This window comes from Subtercola vilae (assembly GCF_004923255.1).
GTDB classification, from domain to species: Bacteria; Actinomycetota; Actinomycetes; order Actinomycetales; family Microbacteriaceae; genus Subtercola; species Subtercola vilae.
This window is the reverse complement of record NZ_QYRT01000048.1, coordinates 1-24,582: the sequence shown is the minus strand read 5'-3', so window position 1 is coordinate 24,582 and position 24,582 is coordinate 1. Positions and strand designations below refer to the sequence as shown.

Annotated in this window: 24 protein-coding genes, 1 tRNA gene and 1 pseudogene; 11 read left to right on the top strand and 15 right to left on the bottom strand. The window is 66.7% G+C overall.

The window, feature by feature from the left end:
• Positions 1 to 144 precede the first annotated feature (144 nt).
• The gene (locus D4765_RS16870) at positions 145 to 1,995 is read left to right on the top strand and encodes a DEAD/DEAH box helicase (protein ID WP_136643488.1); all 1,851 of its coding nucleotides are present in this window, start codon (positions 145 to 147) and stop codon (positions 1,993 to 1,995) included.
• Between the two features lie 122 nt (positions 1,996 to 2,117).
• Here the strand turns inward: D4765_RS16870 and D4765_RS16865 are convergent, their stop codons facing one another.
• Both D4765_RS16865 and D4765_RS16860 read right to left on the bottom strand, forming a co-directional pair.
• The gene (locus D4765_RS16865) at positions 2,118 to 2,600 is read right to left on the bottom strand and encodes a hypothetical protein (protein ID WP_136643487.1); all 483 of its coding nucleotides are present in this window, start codon (positions 2,598 to 2,600) and stop codon (positions 2,118 to 2,120) included.
• A 63-nt stretch (positions 2,601 to 2,663) separates the two neighbouring features.
• Complete coding sequence (locus tag D4765_RS16860) at positions 2,664 to 3,095, bottom strand: MarR family winged helix-turn-helix transcriptional regulator (protein WP_136643486.1); 432 nt, start codon at positions 3,093 to 3,095, stop codon at positions 2,664 to 2,666.
• A 52-nt stretch (positions 3,096 to 3,147) separates the two neighbouring features.
• Between D4765_RS16860 and D4765_RS16855 the strand changes: the two are divergent.
• A pseudogene (locus D4765_RS16855) lies at positions 3,148 to 3,783 on the top strand (alpha/beta fold hydrolase); the annotation flags it as partial.
• Here D4765_RS16855 and D4765_RS19815 read toward each other — a convergent pair.
• Positions 3,741 to 4,550: an isoprenylcysteine carboxylmethyltransferase family protein gene (locus D4765_RS19815; RefSeq protein ID WP_237280518.1), complete on the bottom strand. Its 810-nt coding sequence runs from the start codon at positions 4,548 to 4,550 to the stop codon at positions 3,741 to 3,743. The pseudogene D4765_RS16855 and the gene D4765_RS19815 overlap by 43 nt on opposite strands.
• 236 nt (positions 4,551 to 4,786) lie before the next feature.
• Entirely contained in the window at positions 4,787 to 5,371 is a 585-nt protein-coding gene (locus D4765_RS16850) for a helix-turn-helix domain-containing protein (protein ID WP_136643484.1), read from the bottom strand.
• Between the two features lie 24 nt (positions 5,372 to 5,395).
• Here D4765_RS16850 and D4765_RS16845 point away from each other — a divergent pair, with 24 nt between their 5' ends.
• The 3 genes from D4765_RS16845 to D4765_RS16835 all read left to right on the top strand — a co-directional run bounded on the left by D4765_RS16845 (position 5,396) and on the right by D4765_RS16835 (position 8,451).
• Positions 5,396 to 6,538, top strand: a complete 1,143-nt coding sequence (locus tag D4765_RS16845; RefSeq protein WP_136643483.1) for an isopenicillin N synthase family dioxygenase — start codon at positions 5,396 to 5,398, stop codon at positions 6,536 to 6,538.
• A gap of 99 nt (positions 6,539 to 6,637) precedes the next feature.
• Positions 6,638 to 7,681 (top strand): isopenicillin N synthase family dioxygenase, encoded by a 1,044-nt coding sequence (locus D4765_RS16840; RefSeq protein WP_136643482.1) that lies wholly within the window; start codon positions 6,638 to 6,640, stop codon positions 7,679 to 7,681.
• A gap of 20 nt (positions 7,682 to 7,701) precedes the next feature.
• Entirely contained in the window at positions 7,702 to 8,451 is a 750-nt protein-coding gene (locus D4765_RS16835; RefSeq protein ID WP_237280519.1) for an alpha/beta fold hydrolase, read from the top strand.
• On the opposite strand, the gene D4765_RS16830 is transcribed toward D4765_RS16835, so the two are convergent.
• Positions 8,428 to 9,270, bottom strand: coding sequence for an NmrA family NAD(P)-binding protein (locus D4765_RS16830; RefSeq protein WP_136643480.1), 843 nt, complete (start codon positions 9,268 to 9,270; stop codon positions 8,428 to 8,430). The genes D4765_RS16835 and D4765_RS16830 overlap by 24 nt on opposite strands.
• 87 nt (positions 9,271 to 9,357) lie before the next feature.
• On the opposite strand from D4765_RS16830, the gene D4765_RS16825 reads away from it, so the two are divergent.
• Entirely contained in the window at positions 9,358 to 10,104 is a 747-nt protein-coding gene (locus tag D4765_RS16825) for a TetR/AcrR family transcriptional regulator (RefSeq protein ID WP_136643479.1), read from the top strand.
• 162 nt (positions 10,105 to 10,266) lie between these two features.
• Here D4765_RS16825 and D4765_RS16820 read toward each other — a convergent pair.
• Together D4765_RS16820 and D4765_RS16815 are read right to left on the bottom strand one after the other, a co-directional pair.
• Positions 10,267 to 10,339, bottom strand: a tRNA-Thr gene (locus D4765_RS16820).
• Between the two features lie 85 nt (positions 10,340 to 10,424).
• Positions 10,425 to 11,327, bottom strand: coding sequence for a DsbA family protein (locus D4765_RS16815; RefSeq protein ID WP_136643478.1), 903 nt, complete (start codon positions 11,325 to 11,327; stop codon positions 10,425 to 10,427).
• A gap of 207 nt (positions 11,328 to 11,534) precedes the next feature.
• Between D4765_RS16815 and D4765_RS16810 the strand changes: the two genes are divergently transcribed.
• Both D4765_RS16810 and D4765_RS16805 read left to right on the top strand, forming a co-directional pair.
• Positions 11,535 to 12,638 carry an ABC transporter ATP-binding protein gene (locus D4765_RS16810; RefSeq protein WP_136643477.1) on the top strand — a complete coding sequence of 368 codons (1,104 nt, stop codon included), beginning with the start codon at positions 11,535 to 11,537 and terminating at the stop codon, positions 12,636 to 12,638.
• Between the two features lie 103 nt (positions 12,639 to 12,741).
• Positions 12,742 to 14,076 (top strand): DUF4032 domain-containing protein, encoded by a 1,335-nt coding sequence (locus D4765_RS16805; RefSeq protein WP_136643476.1) that lies wholly within the window; start codon positions 12,742 to 12,744, stop codon positions 14,074 to 14,076.
• Between the two features lie 11 nt (positions 14,077 to 14,087).
• On the opposite strand, the gene rlmB is transcribed toward D4765_RS16805, so the two are convergent.
• The 4 genes from rlmB to D4765_RS16785 are packed head-to-tail and all read right to left on the bottom strand — an operon-like array spanning position 14,088 to position 18,286.
• Positions 14,088 to 15,167 (bottom strand): 23S rRNA (guanosine(2251)-2'-O)-methyltransferase RlmB, encoded by a 1,080-nt coding sequence (gene rlmB, locus D4765_RS16800; protein ID WP_136643475.1) that lies wholly within the window; start codon positions 15,165 to 15,167, stop codon positions 14,088 to 14,090.
• A complete protein-coding gene (cysS, locus tag D4765_RS16795; protein WP_136643474.1) occupies positions 15,160 to 16,578 on the bottom strand; it encodes a cysteine--tRNA ligase in 1,419 nt (472 codons plus the stop codon). The genes rlmB and cysS overlap by 8 nt, the downstream gene beginning before the upstream one ends.
• Before the next feature lie 9 nt (positions 16,579 to 16,587).
• Positions 16,588 to 17,784: a 2-C-methyl-D-erythritol 4-phosphate cytidylyltransferase gene (ispD, locus tag D4765_RS16790; RefSeq protein WP_136643473.1), complete on the bottom strand. Its 1,197-nt coding sequence runs from the start codon at positions 17,782 to 17,784 to the stop codon at positions 16,588 to 16,590.
• Positions 17,785 to 17,803: 19 nt separating this feature from the next.
• A complete protein-coding gene (locus D4765_RS16785) occupies positions 17,804 to 18,286 on the bottom strand; it encodes a CarD family transcriptional regulator (protein ID WP_136643472.1) in 483 nt (160 codons plus the stop codon).
• A 126-nt stretch (positions 18,287 to 18,412) separates the two neighbouring features.
• On the opposite strand from D4765_RS16785, the gene D4765_RS16780 reads away from it, so the two are divergent.
• Positions 18,413 to 18,985, top strand: coding sequence for a hypothetical protein (locus D4765_RS16780; RefSeq protein ID WP_136643471.1), 573 nt, complete (start codon positions 18,413 to 18,415; stop codon positions 18,983 to 18,985).
• 110 nt (positions 18,986 to 19,095) lie between these two features.
• Here D4765_RS16780 and D4765_RS16775 read toward each other — a convergent pair whose 3' ends face one another.
• Both D4765_RS16775 and D4765_RS16770 read right to left on the bottom strand, forming a co-directional pair.
• On the bottom strand, positions 19,096 to 19,776 hold the full coding sequence (locus D4765_RS16775; protein WP_136643470.1) for a response regulator transcription factor: 681 nt from the start codon (positions 19,774 to 19,776) through the stop codon (positions 19,096 to 19,098).
• Entirely contained in the window at positions 19,773 to 20,927 is a 1,155-nt protein-coding gene (locus tag D4765_RS16770; protein WP_136643469.1) for a sensor histidine kinase, read from the bottom strand. The genes D4765_RS16775 and D4765_RS16770 overlap by 4 nt, the downstream gene beginning before the upstream one ends.
• Positions 20,928 to 21,075: 148 nt before the next feature.
• Here D4765_RS16770 and phoU point away from each other — a divergent pair, with 148 nt between their 5' ends.
• Entirely contained in the window at positions 21,076 to 21,732 is a 657-nt protein-coding gene (gene phoU, locus D4765_RS16765; protein WP_136643468.1) for a phosphate signaling complex protein PhoU, read from the top strand.
• A 142-nt stretch (positions 21,733 to 21,874) separates the two neighbouring features.
• On the opposite strand, the gene D4765_RS16760 is transcribed toward phoU, so the two are convergent.
• Positions 21,875 to 22,624 carry a phosphoglyceromutase gene (locus tag D4765_RS16760; protein ID WP_136643467.1) on the bottom strand — a complete coding sequence of 250 codons (750 nt, stop codon included), beginning with the start codon at positions 22,622 to 22,624 and terminating at the stop codon, positions 21,875 to 21,877.
• 17 nt (positions 22,625 to 22,641) lie between these two features.
• Here D4765_RS16760 and D4765_RS16755 point away from each other — a divergent pair, with 17 nt between their 5' ends.
• The gene (locus D4765_RS16755) at positions 22,642 to 23,466 is read left to right on the top strand and encodes a class I SAM-dependent methyltransferase (RefSeq protein ID WP_136643466.1); all 825 of its coding nucleotides are present in this window, start codon (positions 22,642 to 22,644) and stop codon (positions 23,464 to 23,466) included.
• Positions 23,467 to 23,476: 10 nt separating this feature from the next.
• Here D4765_RS16755 and D4765_RS16750 read toward each other — a convergent pair.
• Positions 23,477 to 24,582, bottom strand: a 1,106-nt coding sequence (locus tag D4765_RS16750; RefSeq protein WP_237280517.1) for an FUSC family protein, incomplete at its 5' end; no start/stop codon positions are given.

Below are 24,582 nucleotides of genomic sequence, written 5' to 3'. Positions count from 1 at the left end.
CCCGCGCCCTCCTCCACAGAGAGGGCAGATTCTCTCTGAAAATCGGCCGGTTGGGAGAGATTTTGCCCTCTCGATGACGGCAGGGTGGGGGCCTGGGGTGGGAGCAGGCACGCGGGAGAGGCCGCGAGCGACTACCGTTTGAGTATGAGTACCGATACAACCGACACGGCCGCCGCCGACACCGTGACCGCGTTCGCCGACCTGGGGCTGAGTGACGCGGTATTGAAGGCCGTGCGCGACATCGGCTACGAGACGCCTTCCGCCATTCAGGCCGCCACCATTCCTCCCCTTCTTGCCGGCCGCGACGTGGTCGGTCTCGCCCAGACCGGAACAGGCAAGACCGCCGCCTTCGCGCTGCCGATTCTCTCCCGCCTCGACGTGTCGCAGAAGAAGCCGCAGGCTCTTGTGCTCTCCCCCACCCGCGAGCTCGCCCTTCAGGTCTGCGAAGCCTTCGAGCAGTACGCCTCGCACCTGCGCGGGGTTCACGTGCTGCCGGTCTACGGCGGCCAGGCCTACGGGGTACAGCTTTCGGCGCTCCGTCGCGGCGTGCACGTGGTCGTCGGTACTCCCGGCCGCATCATGGACCACCTCGCCAAGGGCACGCTCGACCTCTCCGAACTCAAATACCTCGTGCTCGACGAGGCCGACGAGATGCTCAAGATGGGCTTCGCCGAAGACGTCGAGACGATTCTCGCCGACACCCCAGACGACAAGCAGGTCGCCCTCTTCTCTGCGACCATGCCCCCGGCCATCCGGCGCATCGCGAAGCAGTACCTGAACGACGCCGAAGAGATCACGGTCAAGAACAAAACCACCACCTCGGCGAACACGAGCCAGCGTTACCTGATGGTGTCGTACCCGCAGAAAGTGGATGCCCTGACCCGCATCCTCGAAGTCGAGAACTTCGAGGGAATGATCGTCTTCGTTCGCACCAAGAGCGAGACCGAGGTGCTGGCCGAGAAGTTGCGCGCCCGCGGATACTCGGCGGCCGCCATCTCGGGCGATGTCGCCCAGGCCCAACGCGAACGCACGGTCAACCAGCTCAAGAGCGGAAAGCTCGACATTCTCGTCGCCACCGACGTCGCCGCCCGCGGGCTCGACGTCGACCGCATCAGCCACGTCGTGAACTACGACATCCCGATCGACACCGAGTCGTACGTGCACCGCATCGGCCGCACCGGTCGCGCGGGCCGCAGCGGCGCAGCGATCAGCTTTGTGACCCCCCGCGAGCGCCGCCTGCTCGGCGCCATCGAGAAGGCCACCCGCCAGCCGCTCACCGAGATGAAGCTGCCCACAGCTGAAGACGTGAACGTCACACGCCTCACCCGCTTCGACGAGGCCATCACCGCGGCGCTCGAGCAGCAAGACCGCATTGCGGTGTTCCGCGACATCGTGGGGCACTACGTCGAGCACCACGACGTGCTCGAGGCCGATGTGGCCGCGGCACTGGCCGTGGTAGCGCAGGGCGACACCCCGCTGCTGCTTTCGGCAGACGACAGCCGCGCGCAACGCTTCGAACGCGACAGCGCCCGGCCCGACCGCGCAGCGCGCGACGACCGCGATCCAGGCAGCGGCCGTGGGCGCAGCGGTTCTGACGACCGTGGTGACAGAGGCGACCGGGGCGACAGAGGCGACCGCCCCGAGCGCGGCCCCCGCGGCTCGAAGCCCATGGCCTCGTACCGCATCGAGGTGGGCAAGCGCCACATGGTCGAGCCCCGCCAGATCGTCGGCGCCCTCGCCAACGAGGGTGGGCTCAGCCGCGAAGACTTCGGCCACATTCAGATCAGGCCCGACTTCTCCCTCGTCGAGCTGCCCGCCGACTTGCCGGGGGGCGTGCTCGAGCGTCTGCGCGACACCCGCATCAGCGGCAAGCTGATCGAGATCCGACCCGACAACCGCCCCGCCAGCCGCGGTGCAGCCCGGCCCGAGCGTGGCGAGCGCCCCGACTTCGACCCCCGCGACGACCGCCCGGCCCGCAAACCCCGCCACAAGTAGAACGTCTCTCGGAAGGCGCCGGCTGCTCCCCGAATAAAGGAGTAGCCGGCGCCTTCCGCGCGCGCGGCACCCGCGCCGCCTCCCGGGTCTGCGGCACCCTCCTCAGTGCGGTCGCTGCCTACTTACTCGGCCGCGACCTGCACCATGATCGGGGCAGCCGCACCCGGGCCGCCGCACTGCTCGCTGCCGCCGACGCGGGCCCACTCGGGCGTCGCCGCCGTCGCACCCAGAACGGTGGCATCGGCCGCATAGGCGGTGACCGTGACCTGCGCCGGCCTCGACATTCCCACACTCACGTTCCAGCTCGCGGCTCCGGATGCACTCGCCTGGTACAACGGAAGCGCCGCGCCCGGCGTGGCCGTCTGCATCGCCCGAACCTGCTCGGCGGTCTTCGAGCATCCGCTGTCGTCGCACAGTTCGACCCAGGCCACCCCCGCCACCGCGTCAGCGGTTCCGTCGAGCCGAACGTCGAGCGAGTTGATCCAGCCGATGGCCGTACAGGCCTGGCCGAATGGCGAGGCGCACGCGCTGAGTGCGAGCATCGCGACGGCCCCCACCATTGCAACGATGACGGCTCGAGCGCTGGCACCACGGGTCGGGGACATGCCCCGACGGTGTCACGCCGGCACGCCCCTGGCAACAGCGCCCGCCAGAACGTTGCAGATCGGTTACCCGGCGTCGTCGCCCGGCTCCGAAGCAAGCAGTCGGTCGAGCAGCAATTGCAAGGTCATCCGTTGCTCTGAGTCAAGTGAGCCGAACAGCGCGCGCCAGACGCGGTCCGTCGCGCGGCGGCCTGCGTCTAACGCGTCATGCCCGTCTGTCGTGAGGTGGTGCTCGATGCGGCGCCCGGGGCCCGGTCGACGTTCGATATAGCCCGCAGAGACGAGGCGGCTGGCGAGAGTACCGAAAGCCTGGTCGCTCTGAAACGATGCGGCGGCGAGCGCGTGGGCCGACGAACCCGGGGCGCGGTCGATGGCTCGCAGGGCATCCCACTGCACCAGTGAGATGCCGGTTTCGCGCAGTGCCGCGTCGAGCGCCCGGTGGTCGCGGTGTTGCACTCGCTTGAGTGAGCGGCCCAGTCTTTCGAGATCTACGGTCATGGAGTTACTGTATCAATGTACTTATATCAATATGTTGAGATAGGAAAAGCCCATGTCGTACACCGCACTCGTTCTTCACGGAGGTGGGGGGCCCGCCACGGTCGGCCCCATCGCCTCACACCTCGCCGGCACCTTCGACGTCATCGCGCCCACCCATCCGGGCTGGAACGACACCGCTCCCGTCGACGGCGACACGATTCAGGCCCTCGCCGCGCGCTACCTCGACGACCTCACCAGCCGCGGAGTGCGTGACGCGCTCATTGTCGGTTCGTCGATCGGCGGATGGATCGCTGCAGAGATCGCCATTCTCGACGCAGCCCGCGACAAGGCCGACCGGGTTATCGGGCAGCTCGTGCTGATCGACACCGTCGGCGCAGATGTACCCGGTCACCCCCTCCGCGACGTCTCGGCGCTCACCCCACGCCAACTGGCCGAATTCGCCTGGGCCGACCCCGATCGCGGCTTCACCGACCCGGCCACCCTCACCCCCGAACGCCTCGCCACAATCAGAGGCAACATGACGGCGCTGGCCCTGTATGCCGGAGGCTCGCACACGAACGACCCCCAGCTGCTCGCCCGCCTCGCCGCAGTCTCCCTGCCCACGCTCGTGATCTGGGGCGACGCCGACAGAATGGTCACCGTCGACTACGGCCGCGCCGTGGCTTCGGCGGTGCCGAACTCGACCTTCGTGATCATCGAGAACGCCGGCCACCTGCCGCACCTCGAGCAACCGCAGAGCACCTTCGACGCCCTCGATGAGTTCGTGGCGCTCACACCGGGTCGCTGAGGGGCCTGAGCCGCGGCCGACGACAATCCCAGAGCACTCGCGAGCACCAGCAGCACAACTCCCAGAGGGCCGACGGCGGGTGCGAACGGCAGCGAAACACCCCAGCGTTGCTCGACGATCGTGATGGCAGCGGGAATCACCGTCAGAAAAAGGCCCCAGAAGACCACAATCTGGCCGAACGTCGATACGACGTGCGCCGATACGACGTGCGCTGATACGACGTGCGCTGATACGACGTGCGCTGATACGACGTGCGTCGATGATGCGGTCGGCCGGATGCTCGCCGGTCGAAACGAGAACGGACCGCGCGCGATCCAGGCCGTCGGTACCCGCCCGAACACCATCAGGCTGAGGGCAGCCACCGAACCGGCGGTCGCTGCGCCCATCACCAGCACGCCCCAGCCCGCTTCGGTGGTCACCGTGGCGTACACCGCGAGAGCGAGGGTCACGAACCCCGTCCATCCGGTGCTCACGTACGCTGCAGACCTCACCCCGAAGGCCGCTGCCGCCGAGGCGCCGACGAACAACGGCACGTCGACCATCGCAACCACCACAGGGTCGAGTTCGCCAAGGGTGAGCTGACGAACGGTCGGCGACGCGAACACCGCGACCCACCAGACGGCCCCGGCCAGCGCCTGCACTGCGAAGTAAGTGCGCCCCCATCTCATGCCCACAGACTATCCGGCGGCCGCAGGTGCTCGACCGGCGACTACGAGCGGAACGGCGTGAAGCTCTGCAGCCGCGGCGGCTCGACGACGGTCGGCGGCGGGTTTCGCACGAGACGGGCAGATGACCTGAAGAACAGCGCTGCGACAAAAGCGGAGACAACAGCACTCACAACGGAGTCGACGAATCAAGCATCCGGTCGCAGGAGAGTCGTGAAGACGGTGGTGAGCGCGCTGAGTCAGGCCGGCGCCGGCGAGTTGGCGAACTGCACGAAACGCGCCACGGCCGGGGTGTCGTTGAACCATTCGTGGTCGAGCGTCGCCGCGTAGTAGAGCGAATCGCCAACCCCCAAGACGTAGGCGTCTTCTGACCCGACGACGACGCGGATGCGGCCCTCCAGCACATGGATGAACTCTCCCCCGGCGTGCGCCTGGTGCCGCCCGGCCAGACTGAGCGGTTGCGCCACGATCTCGTGCTGCTCGACGTGCCGCTCGGTGGGCCCCCGAAACCAGACCTGCACCTTGGTGTTGAGATCGTAACTGTCTTCTTCGAGCCGCACCACGGGTGCGATGGGCGGCTCGGTGAGCGCCAACAGGGCAGAACCACTGGTGCCGAGCGCGGCAGCGATGCGGTGCAGCGTCATGAGGCTCGGCATCGAGCGACCCGTCTCGGTCTGGCTGAGGTAGGGCTGCGAGAGACCGGATGCATCGGCGAGCTGCTGCAGCGTCTTGCCGGCATCCCGCCGCATGGCCCTGATGACCCGGCCGAGCGCCGCGGAGAGCTGCCGCTGGTCGTCGGCGGCGTCCGCCGTGGAATCTGCCACGGTCTTTACAATAGCGTTGGCTCCATGGCCGCTTCTTCGCACCCCGCGTTCGAGATTCCGACGATCGACATCTCGCCGTACACCGACGCGGTACCCGCGCCGCGTTCACCCGATGCAGACGCGGCCGGCGAAGCCCGGGCATCCGGAGCATCAGCCGGAGCCGGGCTCGCGCGCAGGCAGCGCAGCACGGCAGAGGCCTTCGACGCAGCCGCCCGCTCGGTCGGCATCGCAGAGATCGTGGGCCACGGCATCGCCCCTGCCACGGTGGCCGGGCTGGCCGAAGCGATGAAAGGCTTCTTCTCCCTGCCGACCGGCGAGAAGCTGGCCCTCCGCATCGACCCCGAGCTCAACCGTGGGTACAGCCCGCCACTCAGCGAAGCCCTCAGCAAGAGTATCGGCGTCGACTCGGCCTCCCATTCGAACGACAACTTCGAGAGCTTCAACAGTGGCGCTGCCGCCTCAGAGTTCGCCCAATCGAACCTGCCCACCGAGCACTACGCCGAGAACATCTGGCCCGCGTCACCCCCGCAGTTTCGTGCGCAGGTCTCGGCCTATTACGCAGAAGCCCAGCGGGTCTCATCGGCGCTCACGCGCGTCTTCACCGACGCGCTCGGCCTTCAACCCGAGTTCTTCGACGCCTTCAACACCGCCCCCGTCGACACGCTGCGACTCAACGCCTACCCCGCGCCACCTGATGGCGACCCTGTCGAGCCCTCCCCCGCCGGCATGGGCGCACACACCGACTTCGGGTTGGTGACCATTCTGTGGGCCGACCGGATGCCCGGGCTGCAGGTTCTCGACCGTTCGAACACCTGGCGCGACGTCGTGGCCAGAGAGGGAGCCCTGCTCGTGCTGCTGGGCGATCTCACCGCACGCTTGACCAACGACGTGTGGCCCGCGACGCTGCACCGGGTCGTGGTGAGACCTTCTGCAGGTCAAGGCTCGCACCACCGCCGGTCGGCAGCCTTCTTTCACGACGGCAACATCGACGCCGTCGTCGAGACCCTGCCTGCGTTCATCGATGCGGGCGAGCATCCGATCTACGAACCCATCACGGTTCGCGAGAACCTCGTCTCGAAGCTGCGGGGCAGCCGGAGCGGCCAGCGCAACTACGCGGCCGCGCGAGAAGCTCTGCGGGTTCGCGACGCGACTGACCCTGCGGCATAGCTCGTAACGCGATGGAAACCTTATTGATATGAGCTAGTAAATATTGATATATACAATAATGCTCACAGAGCGTTTCTCATCGAGTGATTGGACAGCGTCGTGTCTGCAGAATTCTCCGTTCCCACCGTCGACATCGGGCCCTACGTGACCGCTGGCAGTGCCGCCGAGCGCGCGCAGGTCGCCGCCGCCCTCGACGCCGCCTGTCGCGAGGTGGGCTTCATCCAGATCGTGGGCCATGGGGTAGACCCGGCCGTCATCGCCGGCCTCGCAGGCGCGATGGACGACTTCTTCGCCCTGACGCTGGCCGAGAAGAAGCAGTACGTGCTGCCGCCCTCGAAGAATCGCGGCTACAGCCCGCCCAAAAGCGAGTCGCTGAGCTACAGCATCGGCGTCGACTCGGTCACCCGTATGAACGACTTCTTCGAAGCGTTCAACGTGGGCGCTTCAGCAGCCGACTACCCGGGCGCAGGGCTCTCGACCGACGATTATGCCGAAAACGTCTGGCCCGAGGTCGCAGGGTACGAGACACGCGTCTCGACGTACTACGACGAGGCCTCACGGGTGGCCCAGACGCTCATCCGCATCTTCGAAGACGCTCTGAAGGTCGAACCCGGTTACCTCGAGGCGCTCACCGACCACTCCATCGACGTCATGCGCATGAACAACTACGCGCTGCCCGAGGGCGAGATCGAACTCGGTGCCGAACTCACCGGCATGGGTGAGCACACCGACTTCGGAATCGTCACCGTGCTCTGGGCCGACCAGGTCGACGGTCTGCAGGTTCTCGACAGCGACGGCCAGTGGCACGACGTGAGCCCCGCCGACGACGCCTTTCTCATCAACCTCGGCGACGTGGCTGCCCGCCTCACGAACGACCAGTGGGCATCCACCCTGCACCGCGTGAAGCCCCCGATCGTCAACGGCACCATCAAACGGCGCCGGTCTGCGGCCTTCTTCCACGACGGCAACGCCGACGCGATCGTCGGGCCGCTGCCCCACTTCGTACCTGAGGGCGAAGAACCGCACTACGAGCCCGTCACAGTGAAAGAGCACATCGTCGCGAAGCTGAGCGGCTCACGGGCGGGCAAAAAGAACGTGGGTGGCCTGCGCGAGGCCGCGCGCCTGAACGCCGCCGCCCAGTGACGCCGGCGGCGCCGCCCTTGGTGATTCTCATCCACGGGGCGTGGGCCGGAAGCTGGGTCTGGCAGTCGACGGCGGCGTGTCTCGAAGCCGCCGGCTTCTGGGTTGTCGCCATCGACCTGCCCGGTGTCGGCTCCCACCCGGGCCACGCCTCGCTGGCGAGCCTCGAGAGCCACGTCACGGCCGTCACCGACGTCATAGCAGGCTCTCGCGGAGTGTATCTCGTGGCGCACTCGGGAGGCGGTGTGATTGCAACAGCCGTGGCTGAGGCGTTGCCACGGCAGATCTCCGGCATCGTCTACGTGGCCGGCATCATGCTGCCCTCTGGCATGAGCTTCGGCGAGCTGTGCGCCGAAATCGAGAACACGTCGCCCGACGCGAACGGCATCATGCCCTACCTCGAGCTCGCCTCGGGCAGCACCAGCGTTCCACCCGAGGCGGGGGTCGCGGTCTTCTTCAACCAGGCCCCCACCGCCGACGCCATCGGCGCATCACGCCAGTTGGGCCCGTGGCCGGATGCCGTACTCTCGCCGGTCGTCACGTGGACGCCCGACGGATTCGGTTCGGTGCCCCGGCTCTACCTCGAGGCGGAGTTCGACCGGTCGATTCCACTCGCGATGCAGCGCCACATGCAGCAGCGCACGCCCGGCGCCGCCCGAATCACCCTGGCGAGCGATCACGCGCCTCAGCTCTCGCAGCCCGACGAGCTTCTCGCGGGCATCCGGAGCCTGGTGCGGCTCGCCACCGAATCAGCCGAGGTACTCGCGAACTGACTGCGGCTCGCGCCCGATGAGCGACGCCATGAGAGGGTCGGTGCCGGCGAAGAAACCGCCGGCAGAAGCCTCGTACATGCCGAGGAGGAACCGGGTCATGAACTCTGGCTTACCTGCCTCGAGCTGGTTGCTCAGCCACTGCTCTGAGTCGAGGAGTTCGAACCTCACCGTCTGCTGAACCACGTCTGACGCGATGCCGGCGATCTCTTCGAAGGTCGGCGCCTGGCTCGCGGTGAGCGTCACCGGGCCGTCGAACCGGCCGTCAGACAGCAGGATCGCGGCGGCGGCCTCCGCGGCGTCAGCGCGCGAGGTCCACGACACCGGGCCGTCGGCCGGCACCGAGATGACACCGGTCTCCTGCCAGGGACCCAGCAGCCACTGCAGGCTGTGCATGTAGAAGCCGTTGCGAAGCGATGTCCACTTCAGCCCCGATGCGGTGAGAATCTGCTCGGTCGCGGCATGGTCGCGGCCGGGCCCGAACGGCGTCTCTGCGGATGCGCCCTGGTGGCTTGTGTAGAGCACCCGGCCCACACCCGCGGTCACCGCGGCATCGATCGCGGTGCGGTGAAGCGCGACCGCATCGGCTGTGGGGTCGCTCGACGACACCAGCAGCAACTGATCGGCTCCGGCGAAGGCGGCCGGCAACGAGGCGGGCTCTGCGTAGTCGCCGTAGCGCACGGTGACTCCGCGATTGGCGAAGGGCTGTGCCTTCGCGGTGTCGCGCGCCACAACCACGATCTCCGCGGCGGGTACCTGCTCGAGCAGGTGGGTGAGTGTTTCGCCGTTCAGAGCGCCGGTTGCGCCGGTAATCACAATCATCAGTCAGACCTCCAGTGTTTCCGATGGAACTACATCAGTAGTACCAACGATAACACAGCGCTAACGAGAACACGTTATCGTTGATTCATGACCGACCAGATCGACACCCGCAGCAGCACTCGCGAACGCATCATCGAGGTGGCCGCACTTCTGCTGCGCGACCAGGGCCAGGCAGCCGTGACCACGCGCGGGGTCGCCGAACGAGCCGGAGTGCAGGCACCGACCATTTACCGTCTCTTCGGCGACAAAGACGGCCTGCTCGATGCCGTGGCCGAGCAGGTCATGACCGATTTCGCATCGACAAAAACCCAGGCCGTGGCCTCAGCCGTGTCCGAGAACGTCGACCCCGTCGCCGACCTGCGCTCGGGCTGGAACATGACCATCGAGTTCGGCATCGCCAATCCGGCCCTGTTCGTACTCCTCAGCGACCCGGCCCGGGGGCAGCAGTCGGCCGCCGCGAAGGCGGGCACGCAACTGCTCGCCGACCGAGTGCACCGCGTGGCCCTGCAGGGGCAGCTGCGGGTCTCCGAAGAGCGAGCGGTCGAACTCATCCACGCCGCAGGAACGGGAGCGGTGCTCGTAACGCTTGCCAAACCGCTCACGGAACGCGATCGCAGCCTCGCCGACACGATGTTCGACGCCGTGCTCGAGCAGATCGTGACGCAGCAGACGGCCTCCCCCGAGGCTCCGGCGGGCGACATGATCTCCCACGCCGTCGCTCTGCGCGCGCACGCCGGCCAGGCGAGCACCCTCACCCCTGGTGAGCAGTCGCTGCTCACAGAGTGGCTCGACCGCATTGTCGAGGGCGAATACGGGGCCGCGACGGCCTCTTGAACCCCCACCACCCTCTAACTGGGGGTGTTGGCTGGCCATTCTCGGCGTGGGCGCTGTCTCGCTCGTCGCGATGGCGCTCAGCCGATGAGGAGGCGGTCGTGTCGATCTGCGCCGTCTCAGACTCTCGTCGATCTGGCCTGACGCTGAGAACAACGACATAAGGGCCGACGGCGGGACTTGAACCCGCAACCCCCGCTTTACAAGAGCGGTGCGCTACCAATTGCGCCACGTCGGCAGATCGAACATCTCATTGTAACCGGATGCCACACGTCACACGTGCGTGCGGCATCCGGGGCCGACATGATGTTCGGGTGAGGCCCCTACGAGCTGGGCGTCGGGGTGGGGGTGGCCGTTGACGACGACTGGCCGGAGACCTGCAGAACGAAGTTCGCGAAGGCGTTGGCGTCGGTCAGCGAACCCTGGTACTGCTGGCCGTCGACGAGCACGGTGGGGGTACCGGTGACCTTGGCGACGGTGGAGCCGGGCAGCGGCTCGGTTGTCGCCCGGGTGGTGGAGGTCGCTACCCAGCCCTTGAAGTCTTGGTTCTGGATGCAGGAGTTGATCTGGTCGGTCGAGCCCACCCCCGCCGAGGCCGCTATGGACTGCAACTGAGAGTCGGGCAGGCCTGACGTGTTCTCAGCCGGCTGGTTCTGGAAGAGAGCCGCGCTGAAGTCGAAGAAGTTGTTGGGCGAGTAGTTCGCGACACAGGCCGCCGCGTTGGCAGCGCGGGTGGAGTACTTCGTGCCGAGCGACGAGCGGTCGAGCAGGGAGAGCGGATGCACCTCATACGTTGCGGCACCGCTGGCGACCCACTTGCCGATCTGCGCGACGTTCGTGGTCTCGAACTGGCCGCAGTAGGGGCACATGTAGTCGATGTACACGCGGATGTCGAGAACGCCGGTGGGGTTCGCAGCGCTGGGCGTGGGCTGCTGGTCGGCGGCCAGGGCCGGAGTGGTCTCTGCCACGTTGCCCGTGGTGATCTTGAGGCCGTCGCTGGCCATGTTGAGGGGGCCGGGGCCGGCGGGCTTCGCTGAGCTGGCGACGATGAGCACGACGCTCACCACGATGGCAATGAGTACGACGCCGAGGCCGGAGAAGAGAACGACGCGGTTGCGAACCTCTTTCTTGTGCTGCTGCTCACGCAGCTGCTTGGCCTTCTCGCGAGCGGCTTCTCGTCGCTGGTTCTTGCTCTGGCGGCTGTCTTCGGGTCGGCCGTTGGTCATACGTGAATGCTCCGGTGCTCAGTGAGGTGAGTGAGATGACAAGGTAATGGCCCTGAACCGCTCGGGTGCGGTCGGGCATCCAACGATAGTAGTGAACCCGGCTGAGAATGCGCCATACTGGGAGACGGGCCACCAATGGTGCTGACCCGAATCCATCACAACGGATCGTCCGGCACGTACCTGCCGGTGAAGGAGTAGTAGAGAATAATGGCGTCTGTCACTTTTGATCACGCAAGCCGTCTGTACCCGGGCTCGACCCGGCCGGCGGTAGACCAGCTCAACCTCGAGACCGCCGACGGCGAGTTCCTTGTTCTCGTCGGGCCCTCCGGTTGCGGCAAGTCGACCTCGTTGCGCATGCTCGCCGGCCTCGAAGAGGTCAACTCGGGCAACATCTTCATCGGTGAGCGCAACGTCACCGACGTTCCCCCGAAAGACCGCGACATCGCAATGGTCTTCCAGAACTACGCGCTGTACCCGCACATGACGGTTGCCGAGAACATGGGCTTCGCGCTCAAGATCGCCGGCATCAACAAAGACGAACGCGCCAGCCGCGTTCTCGAAGCCGCCAAGCTGCTCGACCTCGAGCCTTACCTCGGCCGCAAGCCCAAGGCCCTCTCGGGTGGCCAGCGTCAGCGCGTCGCAATGGGTCGTGCCATCGTGCGCCAGCCCCAGGTCTTCCTGATGGATGAGCCGCTGTCGAACCTCGACGCCAAGCTCCGCGTTCAGACCCGCACCCAGATCGCGTCGCTCGTTCGCCGCCTGGGCGTCACCACGGTCTACGTCACACACGACCAGACCGAGGCGCTCACCATGGGTGACCGTATCGCCGTGCTGAAAGACGGTCTTCTTCAGCAGGTTGGTACCCCGCGCGACCTGTACGAGAAGCCCGCCAACATCTTCGTCGCCGGCTTCATCGGCAGCCCGGCCATGAATCTGTTCGTGGCCGAGGTTGTCGACGGCGGTGTGCAGTTCGGCACCTCGGTCATCCCGGTCGAGCGCGAACTGCTCTCCTCTGTCAATGCGAAGACGGTCACCATTGGCGTTCGCCCCGAAGACATCGTCGTGTCGAGCGCGTTCGGTGAAGGCCTGCCGGTCGACATCGACCTGATCGAAGAGCTCGGCGCCGACGGCTACCTGTACGGCCACGCCGACATCAGCGGCAAGCGCACCGACCTCGTCACCCGCGTCGACGGCCGCGTTCACCCGAACGCCGGCGAGAAGGTCTACCTGACCGCCAAGCCCGGCCACTTGCACCTGTTCAACAACGAGAGCGGCGAGCGCATCGGCAACAAGCCGGTCGTCACGGCCTGATCCACCACCTGACGGCGTTCTGCGCTGCCGGAGTATCATCGTCGGGCCTGCCCGCCTGGAACGCACAGGCTGGCAGGCCCGATTCACTTTATGAGGGGCATCCATGAGCGGCTCACTGAACATCACTTCGGCAACGGTCGACCCGGCGCTGCTCGACCTTCCCTGGCAGCTGCCGCTCGACGAGTGGCCGGTGGAGAACATCGCCCTGCTGCCCAAGGGCATCTCGCGCCACCTCGTTCGTTTCGCGCACCTCAGCGCCCACGTGATCGCCATCAAAGAGACCACCGATGAGATGGCCAAGCGCGAGTACGCCATGCTGCGCACCCTGCAGGGCCTCGACATTCCGTGCGTCGACCCGCTGGCCGTCATCACGAACCGCTCCGACGTGAACGACACTCCCCTCAACTCGGTGCTGGTCACCCGGCACCTGAAGTTCTCTCTGCCCTATCGCGCCCTGTTCTCGCAGACGCTACGGCCCGACACGGCGACCAGGCTGGTGGATGCCCTGGCCGTGCTGCTCGTACGCCTGCACATCATCGGGTTCTTCTGGGGCGATGTCTCGCTTTCGAACACCCTCTTCCGCCGTGATGCGGGCGCTTTCGCGGCCTACCTTGTCGACGCGGAGACGGGCCAGCTCTATACCGGCGGCCTCTCTAACGGCCAGCGCGAGAACGACCTCGAGATCGCCCGCGTGAACATCGCCGGCGAGCTCATGGATCTCGAGGCCGGTGGTCGCGTGGCCGACGAGCTCGACCCCATTCGCATCAGCGACGGCATCGTGGCCGCCTACCGCTCACTCTGGAAGGAGCTGACCGGCTCCGAATCGTTCTCCTCGTCTGAGCGCTGGCGCATCAACGAGCGTGTCGACCGCCTGAACGACCTCGGTTTCGACATCGAAGAGCTCGCCATCAAGACAGACGACTCGGGCACCACCGTGCGCATCCAGCCGAAAGTGGTCGACGCCGGGCACCACCAGCGCCGCCTGCTGCGCCTCACCGGGCTCGACACGGGCGAGAACCAGGCCCGTCGACTGCTCAACGACCTCGATTCGTACACGGCGAAGTTCGGCCGCAAAGACTACGACGAAGAGATGCTCGCCCACGAATGGCTCGCGAAGGTCTTCGAGCCGGTCATGCGCTCGATTCCGCGCGACCTCAAAGGCAAGCTCGAGCCGGCCGAAGTCTTTCATCAACTGCTCGAGCATCGCTGGTTCATGAGCCAGCAGGAGAATCGCGACATTCCGTTGAGCGAAGCGCTGAATGCCTACATCAACGACATTCTGCGCCACCGCCGCGACGAAGCCACCGTCATGGGCCCGCCCACCGGCGTGATCACGCTGCCCATCGCGGTGCAGTCGGGCGCGGTCTCTGACGACGACGACGAGTCAACCGAAGAGGCGCCCACCGAGCCTGTGCCCGATTGGCGCCTCACGGTCTGACCGCTGGTGCGTTACTTGCCGCCGAGGGTGCGGATGCGCGAGATCTCGTAGAGCGTCACGCTCGCCGCGATACCGGCGTTCAGCGACTCGGTCGCCGCACTGATCGGAATCGACACGATGGCGTCGCAGGTCTCGGTGACCAGGCGCGACAAGCCTTTGCCCTCGCTGCCCACCACTATGACGATGGGGCCCCTGGCGAAGTCGAGGTCGGCCAGCTGGGTGTCTCCCCCGCCGTCGAGCCCGATGACGAACGCACCCTTGGCCTTCAACGCCTTCAGCGTCGAGGTGAGGTTGGGTGCCATGGCGACGGGCGTGCGTGCGGCAGCACCGGCCGACGTCTTCCATGCCGAGGCCGTGAGGCCCACCGAACGCCGCTGCGGAACAATGACGCCCTGGCCACCGAATGCTGCGGTCGACCGGATGATCGCCCCCAGGTTTCTCGGGTCAGTGATGCCGTCGAGCGCCACCAGCAGCGGCACTTCGCCGCGCCCGGTCACCTCGTCGAACAGGTCTGTAGGGTGGGCGTACTCGTACGGCGGCACCTTCAGCAGCACGCCCTGGTGCACAGCGTCGAAACCGGCCAGACGGTCGAGTTCGGGGCGCATCACCTCGAGAATCGGAATGCCCCGGCCCGTGGCGAGCTGCAGCAGCTCTTTCACGCGCTCGTCGTACTCGATTCGCGCAGCGATATAGAGCGCGGTAGCGGGAATGCGCGCGCGCAGCGCCTCGACGACCGAGTTACGGCCGGTGACGACCTCGCTCTCCTCGTTGCCACGCTGGGCGCGGCGCTGCTGGCGCGCGGGCTCTTGCGGCGCACCCGTGCGAGCAGCGGGGCCGCCCCGGGGCGCTGGGCCGCGACCGGCGATGCGCGGCTGGGCCGCGACGGGCTTGCCCTTGCCGCCAGCGGCAGCGTAACGCTCTTTGGCCGCCTTCGCCTTGCCTGCGGGATGGTACGGGCGGTCTTCGGCCTTGGGCGTGGGCTTCTTGCCCTCGAGTGCCTGGCGGCCCTGGCCGCCAGAGCCGACCTGGGGGCCCCTGCTCGTACGCCGAACGGCGCCGGGGCGCCCCGGCTTCTTTGCGCTACTAGCCATCAAAACTCCAATGTGCACCCGTTGAGGTGTCTTCTATCGTGATTCCTGCCTGGCCGAGTTCGTCGCGGATGCGGTCGGCGGTGGCAAAATCTCGGGCTTTTCGTGCGGTTTCACGGTCTTCGAGCAGTCGGTCGACAAGGCTCGACAGCGCCTGGCCCGTCGAGCTCTGGTCGGCGCTGGCCCACTGCGGGTCGAGCGGGTTGATACCCAGCACGCTGGTCATGGCGATGACCTGGCCGAGCAGGCGTGCTGCCTCGGCGAAGTCTTCGGAGTCGAGGGCGGCATTGCCCGTGCGAACGGCCTCGTGCAGAACGCCGAGTGCCTGCGGAACGCTGAGGTCGTCATCCATCGCCTCCCGAAAATCGTCGGGCACGAGTTCGACGGTCGACGAGGCGAAGCGGGTGCCTTCGAGCCGGCGAACCGCACGCTCGAGAAAGCCTTCAATGCGGGAGAGGGCGGCTTCGGCCTCGGCCAGTGCCCCGTCGTGAAACTCGAGTGTCGATCGGTAGTGCGCCGCACCCAGGTAGTACCTGATGACGAGTGGCCGCGCCTGGCTGAGCAATTCGGCAGCAAACACCGAGTTGCCGAGCGATTTGCTCATCTTCTGGCCCGCGACAGACACCAGCCCGTTGTGCAGCCAGTAGTTGGCAAACGGGTCGCCAGCCGCGTGCGACTGCGCAAGCTCGTTCTCGTGGTGCGGAAAGCGCAGGTCGAGGCCTCCGCCGTGGATGTCGAACTGGGCGCCGAGGTATTTGGTCGACATGGCAGAGCACTCGATGTGCCAGCCGGGGCGACCGCGGCCCCACGGGCTCGACCATGACGCCGACGCGGGTTCGCCTTCTTTGTGCCCCTTCCACAGCGCGAAATCACGAACGTCACGCTTCGCGCGCGGTTCGGAGTCGGTGGCGGGCGCCATGTCGGCGAGCTTCTGGTGCGTGAGGGCGCCGTACTGCGGCCAGGAGGGGGTGTCGAAGTACACGTCACCGGTACCGTCTGGCGCGGCGTAGGCGTAGCCGTTGTCAATGAGACGCCCGATGATCTCGATCATCTCGGGGATGCTCGCGGTGGCACGCGGTTCGTACGTGGGCGCCATGACGCCGATGGCGTTGTACGCCGCCGTGAACTCGAGCTCGGTACGGTAGGCCAGGGACCACCAGTTCTCACCCGAACTCGCCGCGTTCAAGAGGATCTTGTCGTCGATGTCGGTCACGTTACGCACGAACGTCACGTCATACCCGGTATAGCTGAACCAGCGCCTCAGCTGGTCGTACGCAAGCGCCGAACGCAGGTGCCCGATATGGGGCGACGACTGCACTGTGGGGCCGCACACGTAGACGCCAATGCGGCCGGGAACGAGGGGCACGAACGGCACCAGGTTGCGGAGCTTGGAGTCATAGAGGCGTAGAGTCACTGCCCTAGTTTAGAAGGGATAGATGAGCGCTGTTGCAATTACGACGACGCCCTCTGTTCTGCCGGTGAAACCGAGGCCGTCTGTGGTGGTCGCCGACACGGTGACCGGTGCCGCCAGCAACCCCGTCAGAAGCGCCTCCGCCTCCGGTCGGCGGGCGCCGAACCGCGGGCGGTTGCCCACAATTTGAACCGAGACATTGCCGACGCGCCAGCCGGCGGCCTCGACGAGGCCTACCGTGTGCGCGAGAAAAACATCACCGTGGGCCCCTTCGAACCTCGGGTCAGCCGTGCCGAAAACGCTGCCGAGGTCTCCCAGCCCCGAGGCCGACAGCAGAGCGTCGCAGATGGCGTGCGCCACGGCGTCGCCGTCACTGTGCCCAGCGAGGGGCCGCTCTCCGGGCCATTCGAGGCCGGCGAGCCAGAGCGGATGCGTGGCCTCCTCCCCCTCGTCCGCAAAGGCATGCGCATCGATGCCCACCCCGGTTCGTGGCGGCACAGGCCGCGCGGCAGCGGCAACGAACGCCGACTCAATGACCTGCTCGGCCCGGCGCAGATCCCACGCGGTGGTGATCTTGAACGCCAGGGCATCACCGTGGATGACGGCAACGGCGAAGCCGGCCTCCGCCACGAGCGCCGCATCGTCGGTGAAGTCGTCAGACGCAGCAGCGTAGGCCTGCTCGAGCTGGGCGCGCGGAAAACCCTGGGGCGTCTGCACTGCGGCCAGCTCCGAGCGGTCGACCGTGGCCACCGCCAGGCCGAAGCCATCGGTGCGCTTGATCGTGTCGCTCACGGGGAGGCCGGGAATCGCACCGTACCCCGATTGACGCACGGCATCGATGACGGCCTCGAACTGCGCCACCGGGGTGAGGGCCCGGGCGGCGTCGTGAACGAGCACCGTCTGAACAGAGGGCAGGAGAACGGCGAGGCCAGCGTTCACCGACTGCTGGCGGCTCTCACCGCCCGCGACCACGGTGACGTAGGGGGCCGCCGCACCGGCGACATCCTGAGCCGTCGACAGGGCCTCGTCGAGGCGGTCTTCGGGAACGACGACGATGACCTGTGCCTCGTCGTCGAGCGCGAACAGAGCATCGAGCGAGCGGGAGAGAATGCTGCGCCCGCCGAGAGAGACGAATGCTTTCGGCTGACCGAGCCCGAGGCGCGTGCCACTGCCGGCGGCCACGACGATGACCGCAACGGTGGGGTTCACGTTACGAGGCCAGAACACCTTACGAGGCCAGAACCTCGTCGAGTACCAACGAGGCTTCGGTTTCGTCGGTCTTCTCGGCGAGCGCGAGTTCGGAGACGAGAATCTGGCGTGCCTTGGCGAGCATGCTCTTCTCCCCCGCCGACAGACCGCGGTCGTTGTCTCTGCGCCACAGGTCGCGAACGACCTCGCTCACCTTCATGACATCTCCGGAGGCGAGCTTCTCGGTGTTGGCCTTGAATCGCCTCGACCAATTGGTGGGCTCTTCGGTGAAGGGGGCACGCAGCACGTCGAACACCTGGTGCACACCCTCTTCGCCGATGACGTCGCGAACGCCGACCATGTCGACATTGTCTGCGGGAACCTCGATGACGAGGTCGCCCTGGGTGACCCGTAGCTTGAGGTACACCTTCTCGACGCCCTTGATGACGCGAGTCTTCACCTCGGTGATCTGGGCCGCGCCGTGGTGCGGATAAACGACGGTTTCGCCAACCTCAAAAAGCATGCAGAGACACCCTTTCAACATGCTCAGTTTACCACAGCACCCTTTGGCAAGCCCCGCTGCGCGTGCCCGGGCGAGCGCTGCCAGTAGGCTAAACTCGCACCTGTAACGGTCATTCTGGAGGGTTTTGTGAGAGCACGGTACGCGGCATCCATTCTTGTGGCCGCACTGATCGGGGTCAGCGCCTCGGGGTGCGCCTTCATCACTCCGCAGTCGACCATCAGCATCAAAGAGGCCGCCGACGGCGTCGAGGGCAACGTCAGCCCCGACCTCGCAATTCGCAACGCCACTCTGATCAGCGACGACAACAAGACCGGCAGTCTCATCGCGTCGTTCGTCAACACGAGCTCGTCACCCATCACGGTGAACATGCAGTACACCGACTCCTCAGGCGTTCTGAGCACCGAGACGCAGTATGTCGAAGGCAGCAGCACGTCGACCGTGGGTGGCACGACCGACGTCAAGGTGGTCTTCACCGGTCTCGACGTGAAAGCAGGAGCGCTCTTCCCCGTTTTCTTCCAGTACGGCACCCAGACCGGCGTGAAGCTGCTGGTGCCCGTACTCACGAGCGACTGGCCCCAGTTCACCGGGCTCGCTCCTACCGTGGCGCCGACAGCGACCGCGCTTCCCACGCCGTCAGCATCAGCGACGGTCGCACCGCAGACCGCGACTCCCGCCCCCGCAGCGACGCCCGCGCAGTAGCAAACGCTCGCGCAACAGCAACAGCAGCCGGCCCGCGCAGTAGCACGGCAGTCCCGCGCCGCAGCAGCACCGTCCCGCTGGGCAGCGCCGGGTCGGCACCGCCCAGCGGCCTACGCCTCGAAGCGGTAGCCGAGCCCTCGCACCGTCACGAGCAGCACCGGCTCTGACGGCGCCTTCTCGATCTTCGACCGGATGCGCTTGATGTGCACGTCGAGCGTCTTGGTGTCGCCGAAGTAGTCAGACCCCCATACACGGTCGATCAGCTGGCCGCGCGTCAGAACACGACCGGCGTTGCGCAGCAGCAGTTCGAGCAGCTCGAACTCCTTCAGTGGCATGGGAGTGTCGAGGCCGTTCACCTCGACGGTGTGCCGCTCGACATCCATTCGCACCGAACCTGCCTCGAGCACGGGCTCAGCAATGTCGTTCGCCTCGGTCTGCCGGCGGAGCACGGCACGCATGCGGGCCAACAGCTCGCGCGACGAGTACGGCTTGGTGACGTAGTCGTCGGCGCCCAGTTCGAGCCCCACCACGATGTCGACTTCGGAGTCTTTGGCGGTGACCATGATGATGGGCACCTGCGAGCGTGTGCGAATCTCTCGGCACACCTCGGTGCCAGACAGGCCCGGAATCATCAGGTCGAGCAGAATGAGGTCGACCCCGCCACGATCGAACTCCGCGACAGCGCTGGGGCCGTCTTCGGCGAGCGTCACGGTGTAGCCCTCGCGGCGCAGCAGGTATGCGAGCGGCTCGCTGAGCGCCGCCTCGTCTTCGACGAGCAGAATCTGGGTCACCGTTGTTCTCCTAACGAGGCTGTCGCAGCGTGAGACGCTTCGGGCAGCCGAATGGTGAAGGTCGAGCCGTGTGACGGCTGCGACCAGACGCGGAGGTCTCCGCCGTGGTTCTCGATCACGTGTTTGACAATGCTGAGGCCGAGGCCCGTACCGCCGGTGTTGCGCGAGCGCGCCTGGTCGACGCGAAAGAAGCGCTCGAAGACGCGGCCGAGGTCTTCTTCGGCGATGCCGACACCCTGGTCGGTCACCGCAATCTCGACGATACCCTCGGTCAGGTGCACGCCCACGCCGATGCGGGTTCCCTCTGCCGAATACTGAACGGCGTTGGCGATGAGGTTGTGCAGGGCGAGAATCAGCAGCCCCTCGTCGCCGTAGACCTCGGCGCCCGGGTCGCCGCCTGAGACGATGGTGACCCGCCGGGCACTCACCTGCACATGGTTCTGGTCGATGGCCGCGGCGACGATGTGGTCGACGGCGACCCGCTCTGCGCCGGTCAGAACATCGGCGGCCTGTAGACGCGAGAGCTCGATGATCTCGCGGGTGATGCGGCCCAGTCGCACGGCTTCGGTCTCCATGCGCCTGGCAAACTTTCGCACCTGTTCTGGGTCGTCGGCGGCCGGCTCGAGCGCTTCGGCGAGCAGACTGATGGCACCGATCGGTGTCTTCAGCTCGTGGCTGATGTTCGCGATGAAGTCGCGCCGAACCTCTTCGAGCCGGTGGGCCTCGGTTCGGTCGTCGGCCAGCAGCAGCAGATACCGCGTGCCGAGCCGGGCCACCCGCACCGAGAGGTGAATGGTGGCCTCGCCGAATGGGCCCCTGGCAAGGCTGAGGTCGCGCGCCACCGGTTCGCCGGTGCGGCGTACCGAATCGACCATGTCGACGAGTTCGGGATGCACGAGGCCGTGGTTCCACACCAGCCCGAACGCCAGCGCGGCCGGCGATACCTTCACCACGTTGTTCGACGCATCGAGCACGACCCCGGCCGAATCGATGGCGTCGATCACCTGGTCGACCCCGTCGGGAACCGAAGGGTCGATGATGGTGGCCGCATGATCGCCCCGCCGCGAAGCGGCAAACAGAACGAACACGAAACCGGAGCCCACTGCGAGGCCGAGTGCCACAGACAGCAGCACCAACGAGCCTGAATCCATAGCGACTACACTAATGACTCCCCCGACACTTGGGCTCGCCGCTGCCCGGCCGAGCCCAGCCGGTCGCGGGAAGTTAACGTGTTCTGCACCTGCTGTTAACCTCAACGAGGCAGGGTTGGGCAAAAGCACCAGAGAGGGTTTCACACACATGCGCGAGGTATTCCAGCAGGAACTGCGTGAGGTGCAAGAGCGGTTGGTCGAGATCAGCCGTCTTGTCGTCATCGCCATCACGAACGCGACCACAGCGTTCAACGAGTCGAACGTCGCCCTGGCCGAGAAGGTCATCGCCGAAGACCCGAAGATCGACGCTCTCGCCTCAGACCTCGACGAACTCGCCATCAGCATCATGGCGCTGCAGCAGCCGGTCGCCCGCGACTTGCGCATCGTCGTGAGCGCCCTGCGTATGAGCGCGTCGCTCGAACGCATGGGTGACATCGCCGAGCACATCGCGCAGCTCGCCCGTTACCGGTACCCCGAGAAGGTGGCGCAAGATCGCCTGCTCGGCGTATTCGAAGAGATGGGCAGCCTCGATGTGATCGTGGCCGAGAAGCTGAGCCGCCTCATCGAGACCGAAGACCTCAGCTTGGCCGACGAGATCCGCGACGTCGACGACCGTATCGACGAGTTGCACGTCAGCGTGTTCGAGACGGTGCTCAGCGAGACGTGGGCGGGAACATCCGTCAACACCGTCGACGTGACTCTCGCTTCGCGCTACCACGAGCGCTTCGCCGACCACGCGGTCAGCATCGCCAAGAAGGTCAAGTACCTCGCCACGGGTGAGTGGACGGGCGCAGGGGTTCGCTGAAGCGATCGCATCGCGATCGCGCGCCCCTGCGGCGACGGAGCTGTGATCCGTCGTGTGAGAGCAGGAGCAACTCTCGCCTTCGCCCCACAATCTGAAAGCCCCGCGCCTCTGACACAGAGACGCGGGGCTTTTTCATCAGTTACTACTTCTTACCCTGCGCCGCCACCGCAGCAGCCCCCGCGGCCGCAGCCTCGGGGTCGAGGTACGCGGCGGGCTTCGTGGGCACGAAGTTTTCGTCGAGCGTGTACACGAGCGGGATGCCCGTGGGAATGTTCAGCTCGGCGATGTCGTCGTCTGAGATGCCGTCGAGGTGCTTGACCAGCGCGCGCAGCGAGTTACCGTGGGCCGTGACCAGAACGGTCTTGCCCGCGGCCAGGTCGACCGTGATGTCGCTGAACCAGTACGGCAGCATGCGATCGACCACGTCTTTGAGGCACTCGGTGCGCGGTACCGCATCACCGAGGTCGGCGTAGCGCGGGTCGCCCAGCTGCGAATACTGGTCATCGTCGGCGATGGGGGGCGGCGGCACGTCGTACGAGCGGCGCCAGGTCTGAAACTGCTCGGGGCCGTACTCCGCCAGCGTCTGCGCCTTGTCTTTGCCCTGCAGTGCGCCGTAGTGACGCTCGTTGAGCCGCCACGAGCGCTTCACATCGATCCACAGCCGATCGGCGACGGTGAGCGCATAGTTCGCGGTCTCGATGGCGCGAACCAGGCGCGAGGTGTACAGCACGTCGGGCGCGAGACCCGACTCGGCCAACAGCTCGCCAGCGCGCTTCGCCTCGCCCACGCCCTGCTCGCTCAGGCCCACATCGACCCAGCCGGTGAACAGGTTCTTCTGGTTCCAGTCGCTGTTGCCGTGGCGCAGCAGAATCAAGGTGTAGGGCTCAGTCATGGAATTAGTCTAGAACCATGCCCATCGGCCAGATCACGCGCGGAACCACCAACACGAACAGGCTGCGCCGCGTCGACCGCCACATCGCCACGCTCGCGGCTCTGCGCACCGCCGTCGACCCCGTGGTCGTCGATCTGGGGTTCGGGGCGAGCGGCGTCACGGCGTTCGAACTGCACCAGCGACTGGCCCGGGTTCGGCCCGACGTGGCGGTCGTCGGCCTCGAGATCTCACCCGAGCGTGTCGAGACGGCCCGGCGTCAGCTGGCCGAGGTTCGCGCGGGCGCAACCTCGTTCGGCGCAGATGCCCGGGTGACGTTCGCGCGGGGCGGGTTCGAGACACCGCTCGCCGAGCACGACGCAGCCACGGTCATCCGGGCCTTCAACGTTCTGCGGCAATACGACGAGACCGAGGTTCTCGCGGCCTGGAAGCTCATGACCGGCCGTCTTCAACCCGGCGGCACGCTCATCGAGGGCACTTGCGACGAGATCGGCCGGGTGTCGAGCTGGGTCGCGGTGACGGCCGACGGGCCGCAGACGCTCACCATCTCGCTGCGCCTCGCCGACCTCGAGCGCCCCTCGATCGTGGCGGAGAGGCTGCCGAAGATACTGATTCACCGCAACGTTGCGGGTGAACCGGTGCACGCCCTTCTCACTGAGCTCGACCGAGTGTGGCAGCACAGCGCACCGCTCTCGGTGTACGGCCCGCGGCAGCGCTGGGTTGGTGCCGTGCGGGCCCTGGCGGGTTGCGGATGGCCGGTGCTCGGCCCCGCCGCACGCTGGCGCCTGGGCGAACTCACGCTGCCCTGGTCGCACGTGGCACCGCTCGGGTTCGACTGGCACTGACGTCGGCGCCCTACGCCCCGAGCACGGGCAGCGCCGCGCGCGCCTCGTCGGCCGTGAGACCGGTGGCTGTCAGCAGGTCCATGACGAGCGGGCGCAACTCCATCACCACCGACCCTTCGATGACCGAGCTGCCCGGGAAGAGCTCATCGGGGCTGAGCTTCACGGCGATGAGAATGAGGTTCTGCCGTACCAGCGGGCGAACGAGGGGGTCATCGATGCTCTGCTCGAGCAGGTTCACAGCGCCGACGAGTCGATCGAGCAGATCGGCGAATTCGGGGCGCGGCCGGCCGTCGCGCATGATCACGGTGAGGCGCCGAGTGACCACCCGCAGGTCGCGAACGGCGAGGTCGAGGCCGGCCAACAGATCCCGCTGGCGGCGCAGCTCTGGGAGACGGCGGCGCAGAAAAGGCGACAGCGTTGCGATGCCGATCGCCGAATCGAGCGAGGTTCGCCACTGGTCGATCAAGGGCTGGGTGGTGCGGGCCTCGTCGAGCACCCGGCCCACCTCGTTGTCGTCGCCCCGGCGCAGTTCGACGACGAGCGACGCGACGATGCGCGAGAACGTTGCAACAACGCGTTTCGCCTCGGCCCTGGCCTCGCGACGCGCGTCTCGCGGAATCAGCGCGGTGAGCAGCAACGCGGTGGCGCCACCGACGAGCCCGTCGGCCGTGCGCGTGAACGGCCCACTGGCCACCACCGGCAGAATCGCCACCAGCGCCGACTGCGAGGCCGCAACGATGGCGAAGCCGGGCGCGGGCGAGAAGAATCGGGCGGCGACCAACGTGACGACGACGGCGAGCGCCAGCTGCGCAACGCCCTGGCCGAAGGCGAGCAGAATCACTTCACTGAGCGTTATTCCGAGCGTGACCCCGATTGCCGTCTCGAGCACCCTGAGGGGCCGGGCATCTCGCACGAAACCAAGGCTCGACAGGGTGACGGTCGCCGCGGTCACCGGCGACGGGTGCCCGAGCACGAACCGCGACACGGAATACGCCACCACCACAGCCGCTACAAGCTGCACGATGGGCCACGCCGATGCGGCCGAGCGCAGAGACCCCGACCGCGCCCACGCCCGCACGGAGGAGGTCGAGCGTTTCGTCACCACCCTATTCCCCC